At 62.5% G+C, this 26,839-nt stretch carries 15 protein-coding genes and 1 tRNA gene; 4 read left to right on the top strand and 12 right to left on the bottom strand.

Annotated elements, in window-relative coordinates:
- Positions 1-3 precede the first annotated feature (3 nt).
- The 4 genes from IEV99_RS10515 to IEV99_RS10500 form a co-directional block, all read right to left on the bottom strand.
- Positions 4-2,121: a calcium-binding protein gene (locus IEV99_RS10515; protein WP_188517762.1), complete on the bottom strand. Its 2,118-nt coding sequence runs from the start codon at positions 2,119-2,121 to the stop codon at positions 4-6.
- An 11-nt stretch (positions 2,122-2,132) separates the two neighbouring features.
- On the bottom strand, positions 2,133-3,878 hold the full coding sequence (locus IEV99_RS10510; RefSeq protein WP_188517761.1) for a type I secretion system permease/ATPase: 1,746 nt from the start codon (positions 3,876-3,878) through the stop codon (positions 2,133-2,135).
- An 84-nt stretch (positions 3,879-3,962) separates the two neighbouring features.
- Complete coding sequence (locus IEV99_RS10505) at positions 3,963-12,014, bottom strand: peroxidase family protein (RefSeq protein WP_188517760.1); 8,052 nt, start codon at positions 12,012-12,014, stop codon at positions 3,963-3,965.
- Positions 12,015-12,507: 493 nt separating this feature from the next.
- Positions 12,508-13,182 (bottom strand): helix-turn-helix transcriptional regulator, encoded by a 675-nt coding sequence (locus IEV99_RS10500; protein WP_188517759.1) that lies wholly within the window; start codon positions 13,180-13,182, stop codon positions 12,508-12,510.
- Between the two features lie 343 nt (positions 13,183-13,525).
- Between IEV99_RS10500 and IEV99_RS10495 the strand changes: the two genes are divergently transcribed.
- Both IEV99_RS10495 and IEV99_RS10490 read left to right on the top strand, forming a co-directional pair.
- The gene (locus IEV99_RS10495; RefSeq protein WP_188517758.1) at positions 13,526-14,881 is read left to right on the top strand and encodes a sensor histidine kinase; all 1,356 of its coding nucleotides are present in this window, start codon (positions 13,526-13,528) and stop codon (positions 14,879-14,881) included.
- Positions 14,878-15,303, top strand: coding sequence for a response regulator (locus tag IEV99_RS10490; protein WP_188517757.1), 426 nt, complete (start codon positions 14,878-14,880; stop codon positions 15,301-15,303). The genes IEV99_RS10495 and IEV99_RS10490 overlap by 4 nt, the downstream gene beginning before the upstream one ends.
- Position 15,304: 1 nt before the next feature.
- Here the strand turns inward: IEV99_RS10490 and IEV99_RS10485 are convergent, their stop codons facing one another.
- The 6 genes from IEV99_RS10485 to IEV99_RS10460 all read right to left on the bottom strand — a co-directional run bounded on the left by IEV99_RS10485 (position 15,305) and on the right by IEV99_RS10460 (position 22,178).
- Complete coding sequence (locus tag IEV99_RS10485) at positions 15,305-15,721, bottom strand: response regulator (RefSeq protein ID WP_188517756.1); 417 nt, start codon at positions 15,719-15,721, stop codon at positions 15,305-15,307.
- Positions 15,722-15,723: 2 nt separating this feature from the next.
- Positions 15,724-17,274: a tetratricopeptide repeat-containing sulfotransferase family protein gene (locus tag IEV99_RS10480; protein WP_188517755.1), complete on the bottom strand. Its 1,551-nt coding sequence runs from the start codon at positions 17,272-17,274 to the stop codon at positions 15,724-15,726.
- Between the two features lie 430 nt (positions 17,275-17,704).
- The gene (locus IEV99_RS10475; RefSeq protein WP_188517754.1) at positions 17,705-18,766 is read right to left on the bottom strand and encodes a tyrosine-type recombinase/integrase; all 1,062 of its coding nucleotides are present in this window, start codon (positions 18,764-18,766) and stop codon (positions 17,705-17,707) included.
- Between the two features lie 14 nt (positions 18,767-18,780).
- Entirely contained in the window at positions 18,781-20,535 is a 1,755-nt protein-coding gene (locus IEV99_RS10470) for a site-specific integrase (protein ID WP_188517753.1), read from the bottom strand.
- Between the two features lie 333 nt (positions 20,536-20,868).
- Positions 20,869-21,084, bottom strand: coding sequence for a helix-turn-helix transcriptional regulator (locus tag IEV99_RS23960; protein ID WP_188517752.1), 216 nt, complete (start codon positions 21,082-21,084; stop codon positions 20,869-20,871).
- 101 nt (positions 21,085-21,185) lie between these two features.
- Positions 21,186-22,178 (bottom strand): hypothetical protein, encoded by a 993-nt coding sequence (locus tag IEV99_RS10460; protein ID WP_188517751.1) that lies wholly within the window; start codon positions 22,176-22,178, stop codon positions 21,186-21,188.
- Positions 22,179-23,448: 1,270 nt separating this feature from the next.
- Between IEV99_RS10460 and IEV99_RS10455 the strand changes: the two genes are divergently transcribed.
- Entirely contained in the window at positions 23,449-24,324 is an 876-nt protein-coding gene (locus IEV99_RS10455) for an acyltransferase family protein (RefSeq protein WP_371875784.1), read from the top strand.
- A 946-nt stretch (positions 24,325-25,270) separates the two neighbouring features.
- Here the strand turns inward: IEV99_RS10455 and IEV99_RS10450 are convergent.
- Positions 25,271-25,909 carry a hypothetical protein gene (locus IEV99_RS10450; RefSeq protein ID WP_188517749.1) on the bottom strand — a complete coding sequence of 213 codons (639 nt, stop codon included), beginning with the start codon at positions 25,907-25,909 and terminating at the stop codon, positions 25,271-25,273.
- Between the two features lie 268 nt (positions 25,910-26,177).
- On the opposite strand from IEV99_RS10450, the gene IEV99_RS10445 reads away from it, so the two are divergent.
- The gene (locus IEV99_RS10445) at positions 26,178-26,420 is read left to right on the top strand and encodes a hypothetical protein (RefSeq protein ID WP_188517748.1); all 243 of its coding nucleotides are present in this window, start codon (positions 26,178-26,180) and stop codon (positions 26,418-26,420) included.
- Between the two features lie 199 nt (positions 26,421-26,619).
- On the opposite strand, the gene IEV99_RS10440 is transcribed toward IEV99_RS10445, so the two are convergent.
- Positions 26,620-26,696 (bottom strand) — tRNA-Met (locus IEV99_RS10440).
- Between the last annotated feature and the right edge of the window lie 143 nt (positions 26,697-26,839).

The following is a 26,839-nucleotide window of genomic DNA, read 5'->3' as shown; positions in this document are numbered from 1 at the left end:
GGCTCAGGCTCCAGGCGATGTGGATTGATGGTTGGCTTCCACCAATACGATGCGGGCGACATCGTCCTGGTCGAGGACGAAGCTCGCGGCGGTGAGATCGTGGTGGCCTTGCAGGAGCAGTGCGAAGCTGGGTCCCGAGTCGTCCTCCAGGCGCGCCTCCACAACGGTTTGCTCGTCCTGGTCCGGCCCGGCCTCGAAGCGGAACGTGACGGTGTCAAGGGGCTGCAACTCCGCTCCGGCAAGCCCGCCGAACGTCAGAAGAGCGTGCGGGTGGTCGTCGTCGAACGACAGGAGGCGCGATAAATCGATGCGATCGCCGACGTCGAAACGCTCGATAGTGTCGGAGCCCGCGCCGTGGTTGGTCAGCGCCTCGAGCGTGTCGAACCGAAAGAAATCAGCGCCCTGCCCTCCTCCGATGACGTTGACGACGTCGTTCGCGATCACGACAGTCGGCCCTCCGCCACAGTCGATGTTCTCCACGGACGCGACTTCGACCCTGATGGCCCCGTCGGCGAGCAGCAGGCCCGCGACGAGGTCGACGGTCACCCGGCCGTCCAGCGCGTCAAGCCGCAGCGTGTCCGCGCCGTCGCCTCCGTCGACGATGTCGCGTCCGTTCTGCGCAACGACCAGGATCACGTCGTCGCCGGCTCCGCCCGCAATGACATTGTTCCCCGCGCCGCCATCCAGAGTGTCGGCCCCGGCGCCGCCGGCGAGCTGATCGTTTCCGTCGCCGCCGAGCAAAAGGTCGGCCCCTTCCCCGCCGTCGAGGCGATCGTCGCCCGAACCACCATCGAGTTGGTCATGGCCGTCGCCACCGAACAGCTGGTCGGCTCCGTCGCCGCCGAACAGGATGTCGTTTCCGGCGTCGCCAATCAGGACGTCGTTTCCGCCTTCGCCGTACAGGATATCGTCGCCGTCCCCGCCCATCAGCACGTCGTCGCCCGCCCCGCCCCAGAGCACGTCCGCGCCGCCGCCGCCTGCGACGTGGTCCGAGCCAGCTCCGGCGTAGACCACGTCCGCTCCCTCCCGCCCGTAGACGATGTCATCGCCCGCGCGGGCGTCGATCACATCGGCTTGCGGCGTTCCGATAAACACGTCGGAGTCGTCCGTGCCGGCGAGTTCGCCGTTGCCTACCTGTGCGAGCGACAGGAAGGCGGTCGCCCCCGCGGCGTCGACGCCGTCGCTCACTGCGTAGGTGAACGTGATTGTCCCGTCCTGGCCGGGCTCGGGGGTGTAAACCCATGTCTCGGCGTCGACCGTAGCCAGGGAGCCCGCGCTCGCCTCCAATTGGGCCACATGCAGAACGTCCCCGTCGGGATCGATGGCGTGGCCCAGCAGGCTCGCCAGACCGATGAGCGAAATATGGTTGACACAGCCGTCATCCAGATAGACCGGCCCGGCGATCACCGGGCGCTGGTTGGCCGCATGGCCTCCGGAGCTGCCGGACGAGCCGGTCCCGCCACCCGACGAGCCGCCGGTCGAGCCTGAGCCCGTCGCTCCGCCAACGGACGATCCGACAGGCGCGCCCGATCCGTCCCCACCTCCCGGATGGGGGGCGGTCTGGCTCGGGCCGCCGCCCGAGGGGCGATCGGAGCCGCCGCGCGGGGACGGAATCCCCGCCGACGGCGAAGCGACGCCGCCTCCCCCGCTATTCCGGTCAAGCGCGGCTGCGTTGTCGTTGCCGGCGGCAGTGAGGCCGCGAACCGGCGCAAGGAACGGCAGGCTTGCCGCCGAGGCGAAGCCGCCGGTGCGAACAAGCCGCAGATCGGGGGGTGGCGCAAAGTTCTCGCCGCCGAAGGACGAAAGGCTCACGGCGGTCACTTGGACGGGCTCCAGTGCGGCCGGCGCCGCCGCGAGTTTCGGCGCGGGCCCGGTCGAATGGTCCGGGTCGTCGCCCGCCGCCGCCTGTCCGGACGGCTGCGAGGCTCCATGCGGGGACGGATGATGATCCTTCTCGGCTTCGGGGCCGAAGATCGACTTCAGCAGGGCCAACCAGGCAAGCGCCACGGCCGGGAGGATCGTCAGGCGCATCGTAGATCGCTGATCCTCGTAGTCGAACTTCCGCTTGGGCGCTGACGCTGCCGCGTCGTTCGGGATGCCTAGCCTGAGTTCATCCGTCATCGCCGCCTCCCTCAGATCGTCGCCACAGCCTGACGCCGAGCAGGCTGCCGGAACGGGATGGAGTTCGAGGTCTCCTTGATGATCTCGTCGCGTGGACCGAAAGCGGCCAGCTTTCCGCCGCGAACCACACCCACGAGATCGACGGACTGCAGCACGCGCGGCCGATGCGCGATGACGATCACCACCGCACCCCGCTCCTTGAGGCCGTCGATGGCGTCGCCGAGAGCGGCCTCGCCGTCCGAGTCGAGGTTGGAGTTCGGTTCATCAAGGACGACCAGAAAGGGCTTCCCATACAGGGCGCGCGCCAAGCCGATGCGTTGGCGCTGTCCGGCCGACAAAGCCATGCCGTTCGGGCCGAGCTCCGTCTGGTAGCCTTCCGGAAGCTCCGTGATCATGGCGTGTACGCCGGCAGCCTCGGCCGCCGCGACGATTGCGGCGTCGGCCGCATGCGGATCGAAGCGGCCGATGTTTTCCGCGATGGTTCCCTCCAGCATGCAGACTTCCTGAGGGAGGTAGCCGATCTGCGGGCCGAGGATGTCGCTCCTCCACTGGTCAAGATCGGCGCCATCGAGGCGGACTTGGCCGCGTAGCAGCGGCCACACTCCCACCAACCCCTTCGCGAGCGATGTCTTGCCGCCGCCGCTTGGGCCTACCAGCCCGAAAACCTGGCCCGCTTTCATTTCGAAGGTGACGTCGCTGACCAGCACCGCGCCGGCCCCCGGCGCCACCACGGTCATGTTCTGGACTTGGAGGGTCTTGTGGGGGGCCGGCAAGATCAACCGTTTGTCGGTCTCCTCCGCGGCAGCGAGCGTATGCTTAAGGCGGCGGAAGCTCCGCCGGGCGGCGGCGATGAGCTTCCAGTTACCGATGGCGAGGTCGACCGGCGCCAGCGCGCGCGCCGAGGACACTGAGCACGCGATAATACTGCCCGCTGAGAGTTCGCCCTTGATGGTGAGATACGCGCCCAACCCCAGCAACGCCGATTGCAGCATCATGCGGGTGACCTTGGACAATGCCCCAAAAGTCCCAACGATGTCGCTGGTGCGCGTTTGCACCCTCAGGTGCTCGGCATTGGCTTCGCCGAAGCGCGAGACGGCGTGGCCGGCGATGCCCATCGCCTTGAGTATGTCGGCGTTGCGCGCATGCGCGTCTACGAGGGAGTTCCGCCGGACGGCGGTTTTGTGAAGCTTGGCCGTCGACGAGCGCGTCAGGAGTTCCGTCAGCAGCGTCATGGTGCAGAGGACCAGCGCGCCGCCGATGGTCAACAAGCCCAGCCATGGATGGAGCAGGTACACGAATCCGAGAAAGATCGGGATCCACGGAACATCGAAGAGCGCGATGGGCGCCGAACCCGACAGGAAGCTGCGAAGGGTGTCGACGTCGCGGCCGCGCTCCTGGGCTTCAGCGGCGGAGTGGCCGTATCGCGTCATCTCGATGACGACTTGGTGCGCAAGGGGGGCCAAGCGGGCGTCGACCCGGGCGCCCAGACGCACGAGGATTTGACTGCGGAGCGTGTCGAAGACGCCTTGAAAGAGATACAGGCCGATCGCCAGCAGCGAGAGCGCGGCCAAGGTCGGAATGCTCGCGCTCGGGATGGCACGATCGTAGATTTGCAGCATGTAGAGCGAACCCGTCAGGGCGAGCAGGTTGATGACGCCCGACACGGCGAAGAGCACCAGGATGACGCCGCGGACGCTGCCGACCTGCTTGGCAAGCTCGGCGGGTTCCGTCGTCTTGCGATTGCGCTGAGTGGCCATAAGGCTCATCCGGGAGAGAGAGACGGGGAAGCTCCAAAGAGCCGACGGGGATGGGCGGGGGCCAAGAACCCCCGCCACGGGTCGTCAGGGCGCGTTGTGGAAGTTGGCGGCCGTCAGCGCATGGTCGCCGACCAGCGTGATCTTAAAGTCGGCTTCCGGCCCGCCGGTCGTGCTTCCGGCCAAGACCGTGTGGTCCTCGCCGTTCACTGTCTCGTGCGTCAGAATCACCTGGCCAGCCGACGTGAACGTCGTTCCCGCGAACAGAACGAAGGATTGCTTGCCGGCGACCCCCGCATTTGCGTCGATGCCCGACAGGTCAATCACGTCGCCCGGCTGGAAGCCCTTGATCACGTCGCCGCTGGCGTCCGCGACCGCATGGAACACAAAGGTGTTCTGGCCGCCTCCGCCATCCAGGACGTTCACGGCAGCGTTCGCCACGATAACGTCGTTGCCCGAACCGCCGATGAAGTTCTCAAAGCCGAAGATGGTGTCGACTTCGCCGGACGCGCTGATCACGCCGCCATGTTGGTCGACGCCCGAGCCAAGGTCGACCTTGAGGTTGGCCGCCACCGCCGAGAAATCGAGACTGTCGTTGCCCGCCTCGCCCCAGTAGATGTCGTCGCCGTCTCCGGCCTGCGCGATGATGCGGTCATTGCCCGCTCCCGCATAGACCACGTCGTGACCTGCGCCGCCTTCTAGCACGTCGTCCCCTACGTCGCCGAACAGCCTGTCGTCGCCGGCGTCGCCGATGACGAGGTCCTTGCCCGCGCCGCCGAAAAGATCGTCGTTACCAGCGCCGCCCATGACCACGTCGTCGCCCACTCCGGCCCGGACTAGGTCGTCGCCTGCGCCAGCCTGGATGACATCGGCGCCGCCTGTGCCGACGATGAGGTCGTCGCCGCCTAGGCCCATGACGGTTCCCGAGTCGCCGCGGGCCACCAGGAGGTCGGCCTCGGCCGTGCCCAGCAGGGCCGCTACGGCACCGGCGGAGCCGTCGTCCGCGCCGCCGGCGTGATCGCCGCCGGATTGGCCGCCCGTTTGGCCGCCGCCGGTCTGACCGCCGCCTGCCGCGTGTTCGTCGTCCCCCGAACCGCCGTCCGAGCCGCCGTTCGAGCCAGTTGGCTCGCCGCTGCCGCCGTTGGGCGATTCCGAGGTGTTGACCACGTCCTGCGGGCGGAGGTCGCCGACCACGTGCCCGTTGACGTTCGTGTTGAAGACGATTCGGTGACTGGAGCTGAGTTCGGCGATGTTGACGGTGTCGCCTCCGTCCGCATCGTTCACCGTAATCGTCGATGTGGCCAAGTGCGTCGGGTCGAAGTTGCCGTGTATGTTGACGGTGTCGAGACCTTGGCCTGTATTGATCCTCAGCTCCTCAACATTGGCCAGCTCCGCCGCGACCACGCCATTGCGGGTCACCACGATTTCCGTGGCCGCGTTCAACACGCCGAACTGCGTCCCGGCAGCCGCCCGGGTGTAGATGTCGAAGACTTCCGCCACATTCGCGTTAGCCTGAGCCGTCGGGTCATTACCAGTGACCGTGGAGTTGAGAACGAAGGTGTCTGTTCCCAACCCGCCGTCGATGTAATCGTGACCATCAACGCCGACGAGCGGGATCGTGAGTGGGCCGATGTGCGTGACAGATCCCGACGCAGTCCACGTTATCGTGTCGTCGCCAGCGCCGGCGAAGACGATGTCGTCTCCGCGGCCGCCGGAGATGGTGTGAGCCGTGCCGCTGTCCATGAGGACGTCATTGTTGTTGGTGCCGGTCAGCGTCGCGCCGACCTGCTGGGTGAGGGTCACGGCCGCAGTCGCCGAGTTCGGGGCTGTTCCACCGTCCGTGATCGTGTAGCTGAACGAGCCACCATTAGGATTGCCGCCCGTCAAGCCGGTGTCGGTGATCGTCACAGATGACGCCCCATGCGCCGCCGTGAGGCTGTTGGCATTGCTCGTTCCCGAAATCACCAGCGGGTTCGGACCGTCTGTGTCGCTGTCGTTGGCGAGCAGCGCCCAGTCGGGCACGACGATGCCATTCGCGACGTTCCCGATATTCGAGATGATCCGGTCGGCCCCGGCTACCGGAGCATCATTGACCGGCGTGACGTGAACCGTCGTGGTTGCGACGTTGCTGTCGAGCAGTCCGTCATTGACACTGACATGGATTACGCGGTCCACCGCGCTGGGGCTGTTGGAGCCGTTACTGAACGTGACGGCGGCGAGCTGGGCCTGGTAGTGGGCGAGCGTGTCGTCCCCTGTCAGGTTCAGCGTGATCTGGCCCGCGACCGAGTTGTCGGTTGTGACCGTGATGTTGTCGCCTTGAATCGCGTGAGGGTTGAAGGCGTCACCCACCTGCATGTTGGTGAGCACGACCTTGGCCGAATGGATCACCGTGCCGTCATCAACGATGCTGGGATTGAGGGCGATCGCAACCGGTGAGCCACCCTCCGTGAAGGTCACGGCGTAGTCCTTGGAGCCTCCGTCATCCGCTGGCTTGGTCCAGGCCACGTCAATGTTGTCGACCCGGACGACGCCACCGCTGCTGTTTCCGCCCGTAACAGCGAACCTGACCGCGGCGTTGGCCGTAAAGGGTCCGACCAGCGCTATCGGCGAGATCGCCCCGCCGGGCGTCGTCCCGGAGATCGTCTGCACGGTCGAGAAGTTCGTGCCGTCGGCTGCGAACTGGACCGCCACCGACTCGTTGGCACCCAACCTGTTGGCGAAGGGCTGGTTGACATCGAAGGTGAGCGTCGCCGAGGTGGCGCCGGCCAGGTTGACGCTGCGCTGGATCGAGGCTCCGGCGCCGCCGTCGTTGAATTCAAGCGCGTTGCTGGCCACCCTGATCTGGCCTGTGTTGGCGATGTTCCCAGTGGTCGGGTCGCCGGTCTCGGCCCAGTTCGTCGCCCAGTTGGCGGAGCCGTTCTGGTTCGCGTAGCTCGCCGTCGAGAAGCTGTCGCGCACGTCGGACGTGTCGAATGCGTGCAGGTCCAGCACCGGCGCACTGTTGACGAGCGAGACCGTCCTGTCGCTGAACTGCAGGTATTCGACCCCGATCACGAGATCAACGCCGTCATTCGTCCGGGCGATCTGGTTGCCCTGGCCGTCGTCCACCAGGCCGCCATTGTCCGTGATTTTGTAGGCGACCACTTGGCCGTCCGAGTTGCCTGCGTTGTAGGTCACGGCCGCGATCGTGTACTCGCTCCATTTGCCGGTGAAGTTCACCGTATCGGCCAGACCCTTGGTCCCGGTGTCCTGGCCAAGGGTGAAATCCTGGAAGGCCTTCGTCTGAAGTAGTTCGGTGAAGTGCTTCTCAAAGACCGGAGCCCCTTGCGCATCCTTCAGGGCGGCGCTGTCCAGCAGGCCGCCCGTAAGCGTTCCCAGATAACCATGGATCGCGTTGCCGTTGGCGTCGAATGCGCCATCCGTGTAACCGGCATACTTGCCGATCAGCGTATCGAGCCGGAGGCTGTCGCCGATGAAGACGTCGTTGCCACCGCCCCCGATGCTGCCGGTTGTGTCCGGAATGCGCGTATCGAAGGTGTCGCTTCCGCTCCCGCCAATCAACCAGTTCGCATTGTCGTCGCCGATAATTTTGTCGTCGAACTTGGTGCCGACGAGCCCCTCAGTGTCGGCGATGAGCACGTTGAACGGGTTGAAGGGCGCGGCGCCGCCGGCCGCGGTTAGGTTCTGGTTGCGCAGGTCGGCCGGCACGTCGAACGCGACGTTGAGATCCTGGAACGACACCAGATCAAAGCCGACATCGCCCAACGCTTCGTCGCTGTCGCCCTGCTGTGCGCTCTGGCCGATCCCCGGCATCATGATGTCGTCGCCGGACTCGCCCTTCAGGACGTCGGCGCCGGAGCCGCCGCTCAGAATGTCGCTGCCGGTTCCGCCGCGCAGTTCGTCCGGTCCATCCCCGCCGAACATGATGTCGTTACCGGCGTCGCCATAGGCGAGATCGGTGTCGCCGCCCGCGTCGATGTAGTCGTCGCCGTCGTCGCCGTGAAGTTCATCGATGCCGGCTTCGCCATAGAGCTTGTCGTTGCCGGCTCCGCCGATCACGATGTCGGTCGCGCCCGAGCTCGTGCCCGCATAGACGATGTCGTCTCCGGCGCCCCCGTCCAGGAAGTCGGAGATATCGCCGCCGTAGAGCACGTCTTGCCCGTCGCCGCCGTAGAGGTGATCCGCGCCGCCCTGGCCGTCAAGGATGTCGTTGCCCTTGTCGCCGTAGTCCGTGTCGTCGCCGTTTCCGGTCTGGATGTAGTCGTCGTAGTCGGTGCCCGAGAGGACTTCGTGAGAGTCGAATCCTTGATTAGCCGTGCCGTCGTCATTCTCCCCGAGGTTCGGCCGGATATCGAGCATGTATTGATGGTCGACAAAACCGAGATCTGCGTTCGACTTGGTCACGATCGAGCCGTTGCCGGCAATCCCGGCGCCGGGGCCGGAATAGATGCCGACAGGAGCGCCCGGATGCGCAGCCGCATAGGCTGCGATGAGGCCGCCATAGTTATGGGCTGACTCCGCCGTCGCCTTGATCGGCGTCCATACGCCGCCCACGTCTTCGTACTTGATGTCGCCCTGGTTGGCAGTAACAAGCGCGCCGGTGACGTTGTGGATCTGCTCGCCCTTGTAGGCCAAAAGATTTTGACCAGCTACGAAGGTCTTGCCGAGCTCGATATAGCTGTCGGCGTAGCCCATCACGTCGCCGTTCAAGTGTAGGACGCCCGTGGTGCGCTCGATGATGTCCTTGAACTGCTCGTCGATCACCGCGTGGCCGAGATCTGTGTCGATCGCCAGCGCGTTCTGCAGGCGATAGATGTAGTAGAACCGATCACCGTCCATCAACCGTTCCATCTGGTCTTCGAAGACGGCGTTAAAGGTCGAGCCTAGCTGGCCGCCGAAGACGTGGACCTCGGCGAGGCCGCCAATCCAGAGGTCGATATCGTTGAACGCAGCCTGCCCTTTGAGGAGAGCGTCGTTCGTTCCGTGATAGCTGTTGTTGAGGAATTCGATCGCGTCTTGGAGCTGGAAGCCCTCTGCTTGTGGGTCGCCGTTGGCGATCGTCCCAGCCTGCAGGCCGATCAATGCCTCGGCTTTCCCCAGGTCGCCGTCGAACGCGTAGGCGGCGATGAAGTTCACCAGAGAATCCGGGTGGATCATCTGCGAACCGAAGTCGGCCCAGCTCGTGTAGGGATTTAGCGCGTCCACGATAAGGTTCGAGTGATGCGGCGTAGTCGGGTCTGCCTGCCGCTCAGCCACAAGGGCGTCGTGCAGCATCTTGCGGGCTTCGTTAAGCGTTGGCACGCCGAGGTCACGACCGCGCGCGATGTTGATGGCCGCAAGGTCGAGAGATTGGCCGAGCAGCGCCTGCTGCATGGCCGGCGTCACGAATTCGTCGACCTCGTTGGAGACCTGCTCCGACATGCCACGCAGGATGTCGGCGGCGCCCACTTTGGCGAACTGGTCCGGGTTGAGGAAGGCGCCCTCGAGGGCGAACTTCGTCACGACGCCGTTCGGGTCAATGGTGTCCACCGTTTCGCGCAGCTGCGAATGACCGAAGCGGAACGCCGCCTGGGCGTATTCGAGCGAAATGTCGGCGTTGATCGTGGAATCGTAGGTCACGAACTCTGGCAGGTCGGGGGTCACCAGACGTGCATACTGGTCGATGGCGACGTGCTGGTACTCCATTTCGTTGATGACTTTGGTGGCGTTAAACAGCTTGTCCTGGTCCCAAGCGATCGCGCCGGACGCCGTGCTGTAGTTGCCGTTCGCGTCCTCGAAATGCGACGCCACGAGGGTCGCGCCCGCCGCGTTCGCCGCAACCGTATTGCCGAGCGCGTCTTCGTAATGGGGGCCGACGATGTGCGCGCCTCCCGAAACAGCCGCGTTGGGAGCCGCGACGACGAGCTCCTGGAAGCCATGGCGCGCATGGACGTCGCCCTGCAGGATCTCGCTCTCCAGGTTCACAAGCTGAACGTTGTGGTTCTCGTGAAAGACGTGGTGGAGGGACGTAAGACCGAAGTTCTCGTTGGCGCGCCCGTCGCCCGCGACGTAGTGCGCGCCCACGGAAGCCAGCAGGATCTGGCTGGTGGCCTCGTAGAGCGCGCCATCCGGCGCGGTGATGCTGAAATTAGCGAAATTGACCCAAGGCGCCATCGCGTAGGCGCCCGTATAGGTTCCGACCGGCATGGGACCGACCGGCTGGGTAAGGTGCAGGGTCAGAACGTCCCCAACCCACGACAGCGTCCCTGCAGCCCCCAACGATGCGCTGAGCGCGTCGATGGCGGCGTTCACGCTGGTGGCGACCATTGCATTGTCGGACGGCCGCAGATGCGCGGCGTCGAACTCCGGGTTCATGTCGAGAAGCAGGGCCTGCCCGGTATAGACGGCTTGCACGCCTGTGCGGGCCGCGTCCCCGTCCAGCACTTTGCCGGAGGCGTCGCGCTCGCGGTAATTGTTCACGTCGTCCCACGTGATCGCGTCGCGCCCTGTGTCGATCACATGCTGGCGCAGCTCGTTGAGCGTCGGAACGGTCCGGTTCGTGAGGCCGCGGCCTGTTCCATCGGTCGCGCTCCCAAGCTCGTTGAAGGTCGAGCTCGCATACGCGACCGTTTTGTGCCCATCGAACAGCTGGGCGCCGGGCCGCCAGGTTCCGGTGTTCGGATCCTTCACCCATTCGCGCAGCAGGCTGGTGATCTGCTCGTCGGAGCCGTAGCTCTGGCTCTGATCGATATAGGGCGAGGTATGATTGGTGTAGACCGTCGCGGCCGGCCGGGTCATCGCGCCTTGCACGTCGTCGGCGGTCCCGTAGACGCCATCTGCGCCGGGCGCCTTGAGGTCGTCGGCCGTGCCCCAGATTCGGTCCTGTCCGGCGATGGAGAGCTGGCGGCCGTGGCCGTCCAGGACCGTGTAGCCGTCCGGCGTGGCCCGCGAAATCGTCATGGTGGTGACGCCGGGATCGGCGGGTCCGTTGGCCCCGGGCGCCCGGTACAACGGGTCGGTGACCGCCAGCGGAATGATGACCTTGGAGCCCTGCCCTCCCTTGTCGATGAAATCGAGGCCGTGGTCGAAGAACTGGCCGAACAGGGTGAAAATACCGCTCGTGGACGGATCTCCGGGGAGCGTGTTCTGGTTGCGGACGATTGTCTCGCTCACCGCTTCGGTGCTGCCGTCGCGATTGGTGATCGTCTCGTGGAACGTGTCCGTGGCCACCCCGGCGCGCAGCAGCGCGCTCGAGGCGTCGAGCGCGGGGCTGAACGAGCCGCCCAGCCCCAAGCCGGCGTAGTCGCCGATCGTCAGGTCGCCTAGGCTGGGATCGCTGAGCTGGACCTGCACGTGCGCGCCGCTCTGGTCAAGACCGACCGTGGCGTTCGGGTCGAGGTTGTGAGCTCGCAGGCCGTCCTGGATGCGCGCCAGCACGTCCGCGACTGTTCCGTCCGAGCTCACGAAAACGAGGTCCCCGTTGGCGGCCGGCGCCGCGCCGGAGACGAACTCGAACACGGTTTGTTTGCCGCCGATCGAGACGATCAGAAGCTCGCCCGAACCGAAGACGGTCGACCCGGCTGCGCTGGCCGAGACGCTCGCGGCGCCAACCCCGACAGCGGCTTCGGCTCCGCTGAATGAAGTGCTGATCGTCTGGGTGATCATCCGCGGCGTGTAGTCGATCACAGTCGCCATCTGGTCCGCGTAGCCCGCGGCGTTGTCGGCGACCGCAACGTAGGTCGGATGCATGGCTTTGTAGGTGTCCAAAGCCGGGTTGCTGGTGACCTGGTCGATATAGTGGTCGTATTCAGCCTGTGTCAGACGCGGGAACGGGTCTTCCGCCGAACCCCAAAGCCAGGCGCCCGGAGCGCCGGTCGATCCCGTCAGGTTGTTGAAAATGCCCGACAGCACGCGCAGGCCCGCCGCATCGCGGGCGCCCAGATAAACCGGCGCAACCAGGCCATCCAGGCCCGTTACGGTGACGGTCAGCGGATCGAAGCTTCCGAAAATGCCGAGCTGGTGGACGCCGGCGCCGTCTTCGGTCCCGTAGATCGGCCGCCCCTGCGCGTCATAGCCGACGACCTTGATTGTCCGGCGCAGTTGATCGAGCAGGAAGTTGACGTCGTTCAGGGTGATTTCGAAGGGCTTGATCGTCGGCATGATGCGCTCCCTGACTGTGTTCATCCTGCGGCGTCTGCTTGAACTCGGCTTGTACCGCTTGGGTGTGAGTTCGTGCGGGCGGATGTGGGGGGTCGAAAAGGCTTCTCAGGCAAGGTGTGGGAACCGGGAGGACCCGGCAGTGGCGCGTCCTGCGGACCATCGCGCTCCGTCGACCCTCGCGAAGGGCCGCGAGGTTCGTTCCGACGCACAGAGAGCGCCGGCGACGTCAATGAAGGTCTGCCCGCTGTTACGCGGCGGTGGCTTATCTGCTTCAGTGACGGCTTTCGTTCAGCTGGCACTGTTGCTTGCGTTACTCAGAAAATGAATAGAGCGTTAATTCATTATCGGAGCAACACTTTCACTTACCTGTCGCGTGTTAATGCAGTTCAGCTAATCTGAATCGATTAATCGAAGTCGTGGCGCGGCTCGCGTGCTAGTGCGTGGCCCAGCGCGCGGCCGGCGCCGCAATGACCCGAATCCCCGGGTCGGTCGCTCAAGGGATGAAGGCGATGAGACGTGCGAGCTCAACTTGGCTGGAGCATCCGCTTTTGTTGAAGACGCTCCGAAGATGCACACGCGCAGTATTGGGCGTGACGCCCATCTCACGGGCAATCTCGTCTATTCTCAGGCCTCGTGAGAAGTAGTCGGCCAGTTCGGCTTCGCGCTCCGACAATCCAAATAACGTCGCGACTGTACGCCTAGCGACATTGTTCTCGTTCAACAGGTCGCTGATGGCCAGAAGCGCGGCCCCGCCGCCGTTAAGACCGGCCAGCGGCATGACTTTGAGCGCGTAGCGGACCCGCCCGTCGCTATCCGGTACGCCGAGCACGGTCAGGGGGGCGTCAGGGTCGACTGTTCGCATCGTTGCGAGCAACTCTACGAACCGGCGCTGCAACGAAGCGCGCTCGAGGCGTAAGCGCCCGTCCCGAAGGTCGAAGCCGAGCCGGCCGACCAGCAGGGCTCCGGCGCGCTTCGTCAACCCACGGATGGTGCCCTGTTCGTCCACGACAATCAGCGCGGCCCGGAGCGTTTTTTCGAGCGCCTGGAGTTCGAAGGACAAAGTGAGCTGGGGCGATGGATCAATCAAAGAGTCGAATGCGAACGCGGCCTGCCGCGCACCATTGTCCTCGTGGAGTTGCCGATTGGCAAAGTCCAGAACTTCAGACATGGCGCCCCCGCTCCCCTGCCCTCATGGGTGTCTGCCGGGACTTTCGCCCGGTTTCCCCGCTCATCTTCCGGATGGGGTTCCAGCTTGACGAGCAGTTCAGATTACATTTGACGATACATCATTTTTAAACGTTATCAACACGACGACTGCTAAGGTCGTTAAGGACAGTGATACATCGTAAGAGGTAGAAGCGTGAGAGCCAGAGAGCATCTATCACTTATCGACAAGTAATTGCTGCGCTGCAACAACGGCGCTAGCCCGATATCTGAGTTGTGAAGAAAGCCGCCAGATGCAATCTTGGCTAGCAAGGGCCACCTCTGGAACGATAACATGGCGGTGCCTGTTGCAGACGCAATGGCGGTCATTGACCCTCGTCCGCCAGTTCATCCTGGTCAATCTCGCGGTTACATTGCTCGGGATGCTTGCTCTGGGAGCGTGGGTTACACGGACGATCGAGGCCGGCGTCATCCACGCCTCGACCGCATCCGCGGCCGTTTACATGAACAGTGTTATCGCGCCGCATTTACTTGGATACACCGCCAATGGTATTTTGTCCGACATCGACCGCCGCAATCTCGACGCGGCCAAGGAAACCGCAGGAGCGCAGCGCGGAGTCGTCGCGCTCAAGATCTGGGCCCCTGGCGGAAGAATCCTCTACAGCAGCCACCATGAGGCCGAAGGCCAGGTCTTTGTCGAAACGGGCCCTCTCGCCGCGGCGTTCAAGGGGCAGTTATCCTGGGAATTCGACGACCTCGACGATCCGGAGAGCGTCTTCGAGAGGCAACTTGGGATGCCGTTGCTCGAGATCTACGCACCGGTTCACGATTCTGCCGGACGCGTGATGGCGGTTGCCGAGTTCTACGAGAACGCCGAAGCGATTGACGCCGAGACGCGCGCCGCTCGCATCTCTACTTGGCTGATGACAGCGGGCGCGGCGCTGTTCATGATGTGGGCGCTGTTTTGGATCGTGGCGCGCGGAAGCCGGCTCATCGAGGAGCAACGCACCGACTTGCGTGCGCGCGTCAGCCAGCTGTCCACCCTGCTGCAAGACAACGAGAAGCTTCGCGGCGACCGGCAGCGCGCTGCCCGCCGCGCCGCGGAGGACAACGAGCGCTTGCTCAACCGGCTCGGATCGGACCTGCACGATGGGCCCGCCCAGTTGATCAGCCTAGCCCTGTTGCGACTGAAACCCCAGGATCAGGACGTCAAATCCATCCAGAACGTGCTGAAAGACGCGCTCAACGAAGTCCGTAACGTCTGCTCCGGGCTCATGATGCCTGAAATCCGCGATCTTCCTCCCGCGGATGCGTTCCGCTTCATCGTCGACGCCCATCAACGTCGAACCGGGACGGCGGTTGATTTTTCCATCACGGGTGTTCCGACGGAAATGCCCGCGTTTCTGAAAACATGCCTCTGCCGCATTGTCCAGGAGGGCCTGAGCAACGCCTATCGGCATGCCGACGGGGCGGGTCAGCGCGTGTTGATTGCGGCGGACGAGGGTCACGTGACAGTCGTGGTCGAGGACGACGGCCCCGGCATCTCCGACGAAGATGCGGTCAGGGCGGGCAGCCGTCTTGGACTTGCAGGCATCCGGCAACGGGTCGACAGCCTGGGCGGCTCGCTCACGGTCGGCCGCATCGGAACCCGCGGAACGCGGTTGACTGCCGTCATGCCCCTGGAAGGTGAGGCTGAAGCATGAGGTTTCCCCTGATCCGCGTGGTCATTGTGGACGACCACGAGCCGTTTCGCGAAGGCGTAGCCGAAGTTCTGGGAGCCGAGCCCGACATCGAGGTCATCGGCCAGTGCGGGACCGCGCGGGATGCTCTCGCGATGGTGTCGCACCTGCGGCCCGACGTGGTCGTCCTCGACATGAACATGCCCGGAGGCGGGCTAGCGGTGGTCGCTGGCCTCGCTTCGACCTGTCCTGAAGTCACCATTCTGCTCCTGACGGTCGTGGCGGACCCGGATCAGATCCAGATGGCGGTGCAGATGGGCGCCGGCGGCTACCTACAGAAGGGCATGAGCGCGGTCGAACTCGCCGCCACCGTTCGGGCGGTGTTCAGGGGCGAGTTCCTCGCCTGCCCAGACATCGCTTCGGACCGGCCGGCCCGCCTTCATTGACCTAGGCGTCGTTAGCCTGCTCGCCACGGGCGATCCGCCGAATGGCCTTGCCGAGATCTTCGGCTTTGCTGTTGTCCAGCAGGCAGCCTCCGATGCCGAGTTGGTACGCGGCCTCCATATGTTCCGGACCGATCGCGGGCGCCAACAACAGCACCGACGCTTCGGGGCAACTGGCCGCCAGCCGGGCGATCGTGGCCAGGCGCGCGCCGGGCGCCGTGAGGTCAACCACGACGACGTCCGGCCGCACCTTTCTGATGAGCTCGACGATGTGCCGGCCTGGCCCGGAGCGCCCGACCACCGCGATGTCATTCTCGCATCGAAGGGTCGCCGCGGGGCCGTCGTCGGCCCCGCTTCGGTCGTCCAGAACGACGACCCGGATCGGAACGCGCCCGAGCAGAAAGTTCACGAACGAGATCATGATCAGTCCGCCCGCTTGAACCCGGGCGCACATCGGCGCCGCGCAGCCTCTCGTTCGTAGGTGGCGATCTCGTCCCCGAGTTCATCCAGAAGGGGCTCTATGTAGCCCTTAACCTGGCGCCAGCGCCCCATGGCGTGCTTGTAAATGGGCTCCCGCGCCTGGGTGGCGCTCGCCGTGCGGATGCTGCGCGGCGTCTGTGTCGGGCGCAGACAGTCTCCCGTTTGTTCAAGACCAAGGCTGCCGACCAGCCTCTCGGCTTCCAGATCGGGGTTCTCTACGAGATCCTCGTACCAAACGTCGATGATGCGACCTGGAGGCAGCACTTGGTCCCAGACCGCCATGGTCTCGCTGTATAATTTGTACGCGCGCGCAAGATCCCGCAGGTCATAGCTGTAGGGTAGCTGGCCTCCAAAGTAGAGCTTGTAGGCTGAGAGGCAAACGTCAGCGGGGTGGCGGCGGCAATGCACGAAGAAGCTGCCCGGTAGCATGAGGTCGATCAGGCCGAGCCAAGCGTAGTTTCCAGGCATCTTGTCGACGATGCGCGACGGTCCCAGCCCGGCGATCCGTTCGACGCCAGATAAATAGCGTCGACCTCGTTCTTCAAAGCTGGCGTCGGTCCGCGAAAGCGGCTCGCCGGTGGTCGCCAATCTCCTGCCGGCCAGCATGACGCCATGCAGCGCTTCTGCCGCCAGCGGCGTTTCCCCGGCTCCATACGCGTTTGAATGCCGCGCAATAATCTCCTCGGTGAGGCTGGTGCCGGAACGAGGCATTCCAAACACGAAGATTGGTTTGGTTGTCGCCAGGCCGTTGTCTCGGTTGGCCGCGATGTAGTGGCGCGTCACGACGCTTTTGAGGAAATCGAGGCGCCGCCGTTCGATTGCTTCAGGCCATGGCGTGAGTTGCTTCTGCGCACGCCCGGCCGCCGCATAGCGATCAAAAGCCGGCCCGAGATCACCCACATCCTCGAGCGCCTTGGCGCTTGCATAAAGCACTTCCACTCGCTCGGCCGCGCTATAGCAAGCAAGGCGTGTTTCCGCCCGCTGAGCGTAGCCAAACGGCTCGTCATCGCGCGTGTGGCGATGGTTCTGCCCGGCGATGCGCAGGATACGCGCCTCTTCCGGGGCGAGCCATCGAGCCTTATTTAGCGCGGCCTGCGATTTAGTCTGCTCGCCGAGGTGGCGCAAAACAGCCCCGAGCTCGTACCAGATCCAGGCCTGTTCCGGATCTGAAGACAGGCAGGAACGAAGTTCCTCAGCGGCTTCCACCGATCTGTTCGCGGCGTGTAGCGCCCGGGCGAACCAAAGGCGCACCGTCCACGCGCAACCCGGCTGGCGCGCCCGGGCCCCGAGCGCAGCGACAACGCGGTCCGGCGCGGTTTCTCGCAGCGGCGACAATTCCGCCCACCTGCAGAGGTCACGGTCGCTCAGGAGCGGCGCGGCCAGCACGCGATCGAGTTCGCGCGCTGCCGCATCCGGCTGACGACACCCGAGGAGCGCTTCAGCTCGCAGCAGGCGAAGGCCGGGCAGATCCTGCTTCCCGAGAGCCTCGTCCAACACGCTGACAGCATCTGCGGGGCGCTGTGCCCGTAACTGCAACCGGGCAAGCCGGTGCAGCTGTGCAACGCTCAGAGATGCGCTGGAGCCCGCCGCTTCAAGGCTGGCGTGCTCTCGGGCCGCGGGCGTTCTCGTCATGGCCATGCCCTCAGGTTCGAACGAACTCGGGTCTGCATTCCCGCGTGCATTCGGCGAACACTTCGCGTCAAAGCAATGTTCGTTGATCGCGGCCCGGCCACAAGGGCGCGACTTACCCATGGTCCGTTAATGCGGATGCGCTAATGGAAACTGATTAGCGAACCTGCTATCTTGCATTGCTCAACCTAGTCGTGCAGCAAATCGACCCGGCGAGCTGATGTCGGCTAAGGGTCATGAGCGGGCCTTCGGGCACTCTGGCGCGGCCGACCTTTCTTGGCGCGCGGAATTGAGATTACCTGAGATCCTGGATCAGACGGGCGTATGCCTGAACTGCATGGACGGAAGAGGCCCGATTGTAATGCATCTCAGTGATCCTAGCGTCAGTATGCTGCAGCAGCGCACTGGCCAGATGCGGGTCTTGCCCGGCGTGTACTGCAAGCGTTGAAGCGGCTGCGCAACGGAATAAATGCGGACTGACCGCAATCCCAAGCGCTTCTTGCGTTCGCGCGATGATGGCCCTTTCCACTCCACTGTAGCTCATACGCCGGCCTGTCTGTCGGGAGATCCACAACGCGCCTGGGTCAGTCCCGCGCTCCTCTTCCAGCAGACTGCCTAAAAGTAGTGGCCGGAAACGTTCCAGATAACTTTCTATGTAGGGCGTTAAATCGGTCGGAACGGGCCGTTCATCAGCACGCCGTGATTTCGTATCTTTCGCCGCGAGAATGATCGTCCAGTGCTCTCCTTCGCGCCGAAAACTACGGGTGATTGTGAGGTTCGCGAAGTTTTTGAGGCGAATGGGACAATGAGCAAGCAAGGCGATCATAAGGCCGTCGCGCGCCATCCTCGCGTTGACGATACTGGGACGTGTAAGAAGCGCTCCTTGAAACAGGCTCAAACCTGCCTCTACAAGCACGTGAGATTCCCGAATCCGAGCGCGCTTGTCCTTTGGCTCGGCTATAAACTCGAGATCGAGCGCAAGTTCAGCCAGCCATCCGAAGTCTTGGCTAGGATCCAGCGCCTTGGCCGCACTATGGAGCTTCCTGATATTCCCAGCCAAGGTGACGCTGGAAACGCATCTCTGCAGATGTTCAAAGTATGCCTGCACACGGGCCGGGGTAACGTAGGCCGCTGGGGTCAAGTGATCGGAAAGCGGCTCGGATCGCTGGACGAACGACAGGAAATATCCATAGCGACGTTCGAGGTCCTGGCGCGAGACGCGAGCGAGATGACCAAGCCGCCCTCCCCTTTCAAGACGGATTCGAGGTTCACAGGCGCGAAGCCATTGATCCCGGTCTCTACACGGCCAGCAGTCAAACGGGAGCGACGTATTGGCGTGGGTATTGCTGCGGCTCATGGCGTGCCCCCCTGTTAGGTTAGAAGCGAGGACACTAGCCGCGAGAACCGAGCGTTCGCCTCGGCCGTTTCGAGCCCAACGTAGAAATTCATGGTCGTTTGCACGTTCTTGTGGCCCAGGACGCGGCGGACGAATTCATAGTTGCCGGGAAGCGCGCGAAGGATCAGAGCCCCTGCGATATGTCGAAATTGATGCGGAGTTATTTGACGTCCAATCTCCTTGAAGATTATGTCTGTGATCTGCTGTGACAATGTTGTTGTGGACTTGCATTCCGAGTCACCCCCGCCAGGAAAGAGGGCGTCCCCGTTCTGACCGCGCAGCAGCACAGGGCGATATTCATGAATGTACTCATCGATGAAGGCCGTAGTCTCCGGCGTAAGCGGGAAATCGAGATTGACCCGATTTTTCACGTCGTAATGCGGAAAGGTGATGAGAGCGGGTTCCCCCGGCCCAGCCGGCTTGACGTAATTCGTTCCGATCACGATCGAGCATAGATTACGCATACGAACGGGGGCGAAACGCAGAATTTCGATGGCGACTGCGACTTGCGCGAGGGCAGCCGCTTTGACTGGAGCGTGGCTCTTCGCAGCGCGCGCTCTTGTCATCAGACTACGGGGCAGGCTGTTTAGATCTCTGACAAATTTGTCGCTACGCACGAGGCGCACGATTTCCCGGTTCTTAGGCGTGAGCCCTCCAACGCGCTCCTCCTGCAGTAAGCTCCATATCTCCTTCAGTTCGTCACGATGAGACGGTGCCACATGCGTCGAGGCATGGGCGAGCTTGTAGAACATTCGCGCGAGATCGATGGCGTACACCGGCGTTTTGCCGACCTCTCGCCCGGCATAAGCCTCAAGGATCAACCGTGCCCGCCTTGGCGTGAGTAGGGCTGCAAAGGAGACGAGCTCATGTATAGGTTCGCCGAGCATCACCGCTTTCCGAATGGCTGCTACAATACGGGCACGTTCCACTCTGATGGTGGTGGCTGCTGCGGGTTTGCGCCGACGGCCGGCTTCGTCTTTTCGCACACGCGTCAGACCAGCCAAGTAACCTTCGATCTCGGCACGGATCGACTGAGGGAATTCATCCCAGCTCGGCCCCTGGTGTCTGACTAGAGCGGGCTCACCCAAGGTAACCTCAGGCCAACCGTCAATTCTTTCGCGCGCTTGGTTCCAGAGGCGCACCATCTTTCTACGTGCTTTGTCAGACGCATCCAATGCTGTTGTCTCAGCGCGGTAGCGCATCACCTGATCGAGGACGGTCTCGGTCACCGCCTCAGGCGCAATTCGCCGGGCTGAACAGAAACGAAACAAAGTGGACAGTGCGCCGCGAGTGGGGCGATCAGGTATGGAATCCCAAATTCGCTTCCACTCTGGGATCAACGGGGCACCTCGAGTTGGGAGTTCATGTTCACCGGCTAGCCATTTCAGCGCAGCTCTGACATTTGACCGATGGTTCGCCAGCGTCTGCCGAGCGCATCCGAGCGGCGTGAAATGAAGCTTGTCGACTCGAATCCGCACGGCGATCCACCGAGCAGGTATCGTACTCAGCGGGCTGTCCAGGTAGCGTCCAATCGAGCGCAGCGATGTGATCCAATGCCCGCGCGTTTGTTTGGACGGGCTCTCCGCCGCTGCGAGGAGCTCGATCGCACCGGCGAAGCTCAACTCGTGCATCTCCCCGGGCCGGATCGCGACAGCCGGCTCGTCTCCGCCCAGCGCGGCATCAACTGGGAGCGGTTCAGCCATTTCAGACGTGACCGGAGTGACCTCCATGCGCATCTCCGCCATAGGGGCGACCACCGGCTCCAAGCCGTCGCGGCTCGCTTTAATGAGCTCGCTTGAGGGAAATAGCTCGAACTGAGCTGGAGACCTCTTACACCGAATGGCCATTAGGATGTCCTCCATCTGCACGGGCGTTGACGGTCGTGGACCAGCATTCCCGTACATCGTTTACGGTATTATGTGGCACGTGTACAGGCTATATGTATATCTGTGCTTTGTACTAATCATTATATTTGGGAAAATATATTCGTTTCGCGTCGCGTTTTCTTATGGACTGCTGTTACACTGGCACACGCGATACCCCGCGTACGTGCTCATTATTACTCAGTACAGCTGGGAGGTCGACGTTCGGGAGCGGGAGCGCACGTAATCTGCGATGGCCGAAGCGTGATAGCGGACGGAGCGGCCCAACTTAATAAAGCGTGGCCCCGACCCGATAAGCCGACTTTTTGCCAGCCAGCTCCTGCTCACGCCAAGCAGCTGCGCAACTTCGCTTTCGTTCAGAAGGCGGTCAGCCGCCCGTTCTGTATTCCGGTCCATAAGCGACCTCCGTTAGGCACGAGCGAACTGCTCAAGCGCTCTGGAGGTACCGGCTGAAAATTACCTTTAATAGCCCACGGCCGATTATTGGGGATTCGATTTCATTTTTCGTTGGCCGGCGAATTGGTCTCTTGCGATTGAGCTCCAGCACCAAAATCGCCACGGCTCGGCCTCCTTCCCGGAGAGGAGAAGCCCTTACATGTAGCCTTGTTTGCAGCATCCCAAGATCGCTCAAATGCAGCGTTCGATAGGCGGTCACCCCCGGTTAGCTCGCGGATCTTCTTCTTGGAAAGGACCGGCTCATTTTCGACCATGTAGGCGGTCAGACGGGGCGTATATTCCTTCTCTTCTCTCGACGTATGGTGTTGTTTCACAGCCGCGGGGTCCAATATGCCGGCCGCCGCAGGTTGCGGGGTGCCATCGTTCGGCTCCTCCTTCGGCCCTGTCGGTAGCTCATCCGTCGCTGATATTTCGGGCGAACCAAAGATTGCGAGCTCTTCGGCTATAACGGCCAGCTCTTCGGGCCATCTAAGCGGCACAAAATGGGTCGAATAGGCGAGTTCGCCCGATGACGCGCGCAACGTACCAGACCGTAAATCAGTGAGTTCGAAATGAGCCCAACTGTCTGGGGGTAAAAGTCGAAAACAGCCAGTTGGCGATTGCCGGCACAAAACTGCCCATTGCAAGTCACGCACACACCGCTGAAGTTCGTAGTTCCACTGCGCCCAAAGCTGGCCAGCTAATGTTTGCGCCTGACTCTGATCTGGGCAATATTGTGCAAAGCCGATTGTGTTCTTGGTTTCCCTTAGCTCTTCGGGGGTCGTACCAATCACGCGAAATTTTTTGTCAAACCTGTCGTCGATTTGGAAGACGGGATCGCCCATCCTGCGGATCCTCAGCGTTGAACTGAGCGGAAACTCGATTATGACTTCGTCGGCCTTGATTGACGCCCCAACCTGCACCAGAGCAGTTGCATACTCTTTGAAAATGCTTTCTCCGAGCGCATGTAAATTACCCTGAGATGCAGGTGCGCCCTGGACAAAGGGGAACATTTTGGCCAGGGGGATCCAGTCGCGGCGCGGGAGTATCACCATTTTGCCTCACGTTGTTCTGGCCAGTTAGGGTCGTTAGTGCTCGAGAGCCCCTGCGAAGGGTCGGGTCGGCACTAGGTATTCTACCGAAGCACCAATGTGCCTGCATCCTTAAAGGATCTACCCTCTACACCGTGATCTCGGCCACGTCGCCACCCTCGTCAGAAGCGGAGGTTGTAACGCCCGCCTGTCACGCCGGAGGTCGCGGGTTCGAGCCCCGTCTCTCCCACCACTTTCGCCAGATAAATGATTGTCGTTGTCTCGGCCCCAAACCGCCGCGGGTCTAAACTCGACCGACGGTTTAGACTTTTTTGCGCCTTATTCGTTCCCGTCGCGCAGTTTGTTGCGGCCCCTCCGGCGAGCGTCAGCGACGTCGGCGAGGGACGTCACGTCCGCGGGTGCATAGGTCTCGAACAGCGCATTGCTTGCGCTGAGCGTGTTGCCGGCGAACTCGTCGGGGGTGAGACCTATCCGGCAAGCCGCGCCCTCCACGGGCACGTCACCTGGCACGTTGCGGGGCGCACGAAGGGGCATCAGAAATACTCTGCTGCGGCTCAGCCGTGAGGGGGCTACCGATCATAGAAGCGGCTTCCACCATGGAAGACGGTCATACAGGCGTCGCAGGGGCAGTGCGGTACGTGGCGCCGGAACACAGCCTAGGCCGCTAAGGTGGCAGCAGCGATGACGGCCAGGATGGCGAGGGCGGTCGTCATGTGCGCCGCTCCTCGAGATCACCTTGGCGGTGCTCCAGCACCTCGCAGGCGACCTGCAGGGCAGCCAAGTCGGCCTTGAACTCCTCCGGATTCCGGACGGAGCGGCCCTCGTACATGGCGTCATCAGCGCGCGCAGGTGGCGGCCGGCTTCGGCGATCTCGGCGGGAGTGCGGGTCATGCAGCGGCCCTCGCGTCAAAGTTGGCGCGCTCGACCGTGAATAGGATCGCAGCTACCCAAGGATTCTCTACCCATGAGCCCACGCCGTTGATCCGCTCCCAAAGCCAAGAATACACCTCACGTGCACCGATGCCGCGATTAGTTCGCCTGCGACGTGACCCGCCGCTTCCCGCCACCCTGGTTAGTCCACCCCATCCCGGGCGGCTTCCGCGTGCTCGATGCCGCCGGCGTCCGTCTGGCGACTGTTTAGCTGTTAATGGGCAAAATCGAACTAAGTCGTGAGATCTCTTGATATGCACGTTGCCGCAGTGGTGAATTGGGGACGCCCACACCGTGTGCTGGATGCTTACAGCCACGCCGCCACGCTTACAGAGCAACAAGTATGCGAAGGTCTCAAGCAATAGAAGCACTCAGGATATGGGCTGCATTTATGATCGTCTGGTTTCACTCAAATATCCCTGGGCACGATCTAGCATATTCCGGTCTGATCGTCTTTCTCTCCCTAACGGCGTTTTTTGAGTTCGGTCCGAACCGCAATCGACCGGCGCAGCCTGGCAGAATACTCACACAGCTAATCGTGCCCTGGTTATTCTGGTTCGTCATATTTGCGGCGATTAATCTGGCGAGGGGGCGCGAGATTTTTCCGTTCGGCGACAATGCAGTTGAGAAGCTGCTGACCGGGCCAAGTCCTCACCTCTGGTACGTACCGTGGGCTGCCGCAGCTTTGCTGGCTCTTCCAATGGTAAAACCACTCCCCGACGATTGGCTGGCATACGGTCTGGCCGCAGCAGCAGGAGTGATGATGACCGCGGTCCCAACATGGCGACCGTGGTCGATAGAAGCTGGCCCCCCACTCAGCCAATATCTTCATTCTATTCCGGCGCTTTTGCTTGGAGGCTTGCTGGGGCTGAGCTTTTCTAGCCCGGTTGCCCGGTTCTTGTACGTAGTTCCGGTGGTCGCCCTTGTTGCCGGACCCGCCTTTCGATTCACTGGCGTGGGCATCACTTATGTAATCGGACTGTCAATGGTGTTGCTTGCGCTGATGATAGAACGTTTTTGGCCGCCGCGCCTTAATTTGGATTCGGTTTCCCAATGCATGCTCGGTGTCTACTTCTGTCACCCGCTGTTCCTGACAGCAGCCCGACCGTTGATCGACCGCGCCCCGCTTCCAGGAGTCGTAGCGGCCTTCGTGCTAAGTGTTGCCTTCGTCTATGCAATCAGGCGGATAGTACCGGGGCTGGCGACGTTAACGACTTAGTCTTGCAAGGCTTAACAGCGCCTCCGTGCCGGCGACCTCACCCGGGACGCAGCGCGGCGGATTGCGGCGGTAATGGCGAAGGTTGTAGGGACAGGAGTTACGCCCCGATTAGCAGGTCAGAAAGGCCCTGAGAGCAGAAGGACCATCGTGAAAAAAAGCAGCTCTCCAATAACCAAAAGCGCAAACCCGAGTTTTCGTGTCATACACTGCCCCACCGTAACCGCCGATGTAACTACTTGGGGAAGAGCAGGTTCCTTGGCGCAGCAAGACGGTCAAATATCTGGTGGATCCACCAGAAACCCACCTAAATCACCGTGAACAGGTGTAAACGCGTTCCTCGCTGTTCGAGGAGCGGCAACGCGTTTGGACGATCGCCCCAACAGGGCGTGCCGTTTACACCGAGGATGTCGGGGGTTCGAGTTGATCAGACTGTGATCGGGCGCGGCGGAGCGCGCATATAAGACAGCGTGAGTACCCTGATGCGATTATTCCGCTGAACCCGGCTACCGAGGTGTAGTGGTACAACGTTTTAAGCGGGCGATATTCCAAATATGCCATCAGCGTTCGCTTCAGTTTCAACCCAATCGGCCGGTTTCGAGGCGTAACTGATTCTCGGCTGGCGGGGTGATCGCGCGATTGGGCAAGGCACCGGTTGTTCAAATTTCCAGAATCATGCGTGCCGACCATCGAGGTCGTGCCCAGTGCGGGCGTTTAAACCAATGCCGGTAACGGCAAGACGGTCGGCGACATCATCCGCGTTGTGCTGCCGCAGTTTACGCAGGCGGTGAAGCCGACTCAGATCCGATACCGGTGGCAGCGGTCGACGGATGCCGGATCGACCTACACCGATATCGCTCGCCAAATCACCCAGCAAAACGCCCGGCTCCGGCCGCGGCGGGCTTTTTGCGTTTTGGGCCGGAGCCGAGATGGCGAGTGGTCAATGCTATCAGAAAATCGGTACGATTAGCTCTATCGAACCATCAGGAATTGGACGCTGCGCAAAACGCAACATGATAAAGAGATGCAGGTTGTCGTCACGGAGAGAACTCTCGTTCTTCTTTACAATAGCGGATTGAACCACGATTCGGCTGCCTACACTGATTGTACGATCCACCGCTGCCTGAAATTTAGCGGAAGGCAAAATTAATTCAGAGCGCTGAATAGCTTTCAGAAGCATTCCGGTGAACTCGGTCGGGACTTCAAGTCGGCTGTCGAACGCGCGACTTAACATACCGTCGCCAAATCTTTTCACTAAGCTCTTCAATTCCAGGATTAGAGCTCCGCCACCCAATGCGGACCTTAATGCTGATTCGCAGTCCGAACCTCCGATAGGATCAACTGATGCGGCCTGCTCTATTTGATCAATCACGAGCTGCAATCTGCCTGTGCAGTCATCGACGGTCCTCAATTTGGGATGCGCACACCAATTTCCAAAAAACTTGACGGTCGGATACTCCGATTCAAGCTCTGCATGCTCCAGCAACTTCCGTGCGCGGATCAGCAGGAGCTCAACGTCATCGGGGGTCGCCGTTGATGCGACCGCGTACTTCACACAAGATTCGAGGAATTTATCTACGGCCGCCATCTCATCCTCACCGCCTACAGATGGAACACTAAACGCATGCCCCGCCGCTTCCCACCGCCCTTGTCCTACGAGTCCATCCCGGCGGCCTTCGCGTCCTCGACGCCGCCGGCGTCCGCCTGGCCTTCATCTGCGCCGACGTCGAGGGCCGCAGCTCCCGGGCATATCGCCTGGCACGATTCTGGGCGAACGAAGGCGGATCAGGAACGCTCACCGTGGCTGGGCTCCGGGCGTGAGCGGATCGAGGCGAGAACCGTTTCGGCGGCGCGATATGCCCAAAGATGATGTGCACGCTCACGTCGGCCTGAGCATTGCGCTGGTCATCACGCCAGTCTCTGCACAGCTTGATGCGAGCTGCCTTTGCGAACGGCTCCAGCGCTTTGACGGCCTTATCCCGTTCCGCAGTGAGCCTATCCACCTCACCAGCCTGCGCGGGCTTGGCGGCTGGGACAACGGCAAGCTGCCAGCGGGGCTCTACGCCACGCGCGCCAACGATAGCTGGAACGAAAAATAATACACGGTCGGGACACCGCTTCGCCGCCCCGTGTTCACAACGGTGACGCAGACGGACGGGACGAAGTTCGTTACCTGCGAGGGCCGTGAAGGCGCTTCACAGCACACAAGCTATGCTGACATCGTGCTGACGTGCGTTCTCACGCAACGTTGGCTAAGCGCAAAAAGCCCGCCATGTCGTTGACATAGCGGGCTGATTTTGGTTGCGGGGACAGGATTTGAACCTGTGACCTTCAGGTTATGAGCCTGACGAGCTACCGGGCTGCTCCACCCCGCGCCAACCGTGTCCGGGCTGCGGCGCAGCCCGGAGTTCTTAAGTTGCGAACGGCGCTTGCGCTTGTTCGCTCGGCTGCTCCACCCCGCGCCAGGGTGTTGTGTCGCGTGGTGCGACCGAACCGGAGGGTGCTGACGTTGCGCGCT

The organism is Alsobacter metallidurans (genome assembly GCF_014636935.1).
Taxonomy (GTDB): domain Bacteria; phylum Pseudomonadota; class Alphaproteobacteria; order Rhizobiales; family Beijerinckiaceae; genus Alsobacter; species Alsobacter metallidurans.
This window is presented reverse-complemented; position numbering and strand designations above follow the sequence as displayed.

Coding starts and splice junctions, on each gene's coding strand:
- IEV99_RS10515 (WP_188517762.1), bottom strand. CDS start 2,121: ATGACGGATGAACTCAGGCTAGGCATCCCGAACGACGCGGCAGCGTCA.
- IEV99_RS10510 (WP_188517761.1), bottom strand. CDS start 3,878: ATGGCCACTCAGCGCAATCGCAAGACGACGGAACCCGCCGAGCTTGCC.
- IEV99_RS10505 (WP_188517760.1), bottom strand. CDS start 12,014: ATGCCGACGATCAAGCCCTTCGAAATCACCCTGAACGACGTCAACTTC.
- IEV99_RS10500 (WP_188517759.1), bottom strand. CDS start 13,182: ATGTCTGAAGTTCTGGACTTTGCCAATCGGCAACTCCACGAGGACAAT.
- IEV99_RS10490 (WP_188517757.1), top strand. CDS start 14,878: ATGAGGTTTCCCCTGATCCGCGTGGTCATTGTGGACGACCACGAGCCG.
- IEV99_RS10485 (WP_188517756.1), bottom strand. CDS start 15,721: ATGATCTCGTTCGTGAACTTTCTGCTCGGGCGCGTTCCGATCCGGGTC.
- IEV99_RS10475 (WP_188517754.1), bottom strand. CDS start 18,766: ATGAGCCGCAGCAATACCCACGCCAATACGTCGCTCCCGTTTGACTGC.
- IEV99_RS10470 (WP_188517753.1), bottom strand. CDS start 20,535: ATGGAGGTCACTCCGGTCACGTCTGAAATGGCTGAACCGCTCCCAGTT.
- IEV99_RS23960 (WP_188517752.1), bottom strand. CDS start 21,084: ATGGACCGGAATACAGAACGGGCGGCTGACCGCCTTCTGAACGAAAGC.
- IEV99_RS10460 (WP_188517751.1), bottom strand. CDS start 22,178: ATGGTGATACTCCCGCGCCGCGACTGGATCCCCCTGGCCAAAATGTTC.
- IEV99_RS10455 (WP_371875784.1), top strand. CDS start 23,449: ATGCGAAGGTCTCAAGCAATAGAAGCACTCAGGATATGGGCTGCATTT.
- IEV99_RS10450 (WP_188517749.1), bottom strand. CDS start 25,909: ATGGCGGCCGTAGATAAATTCCTCGAATCTTGTGTGAAGTACGCGGTC.
- IEV99_RS10445 (WP_188517748.1), top strand. CDS start 26,178: ATGCCCAAAGATGATGTGCACGCTCACGTCGGCCTGAGCATTGCGCTG.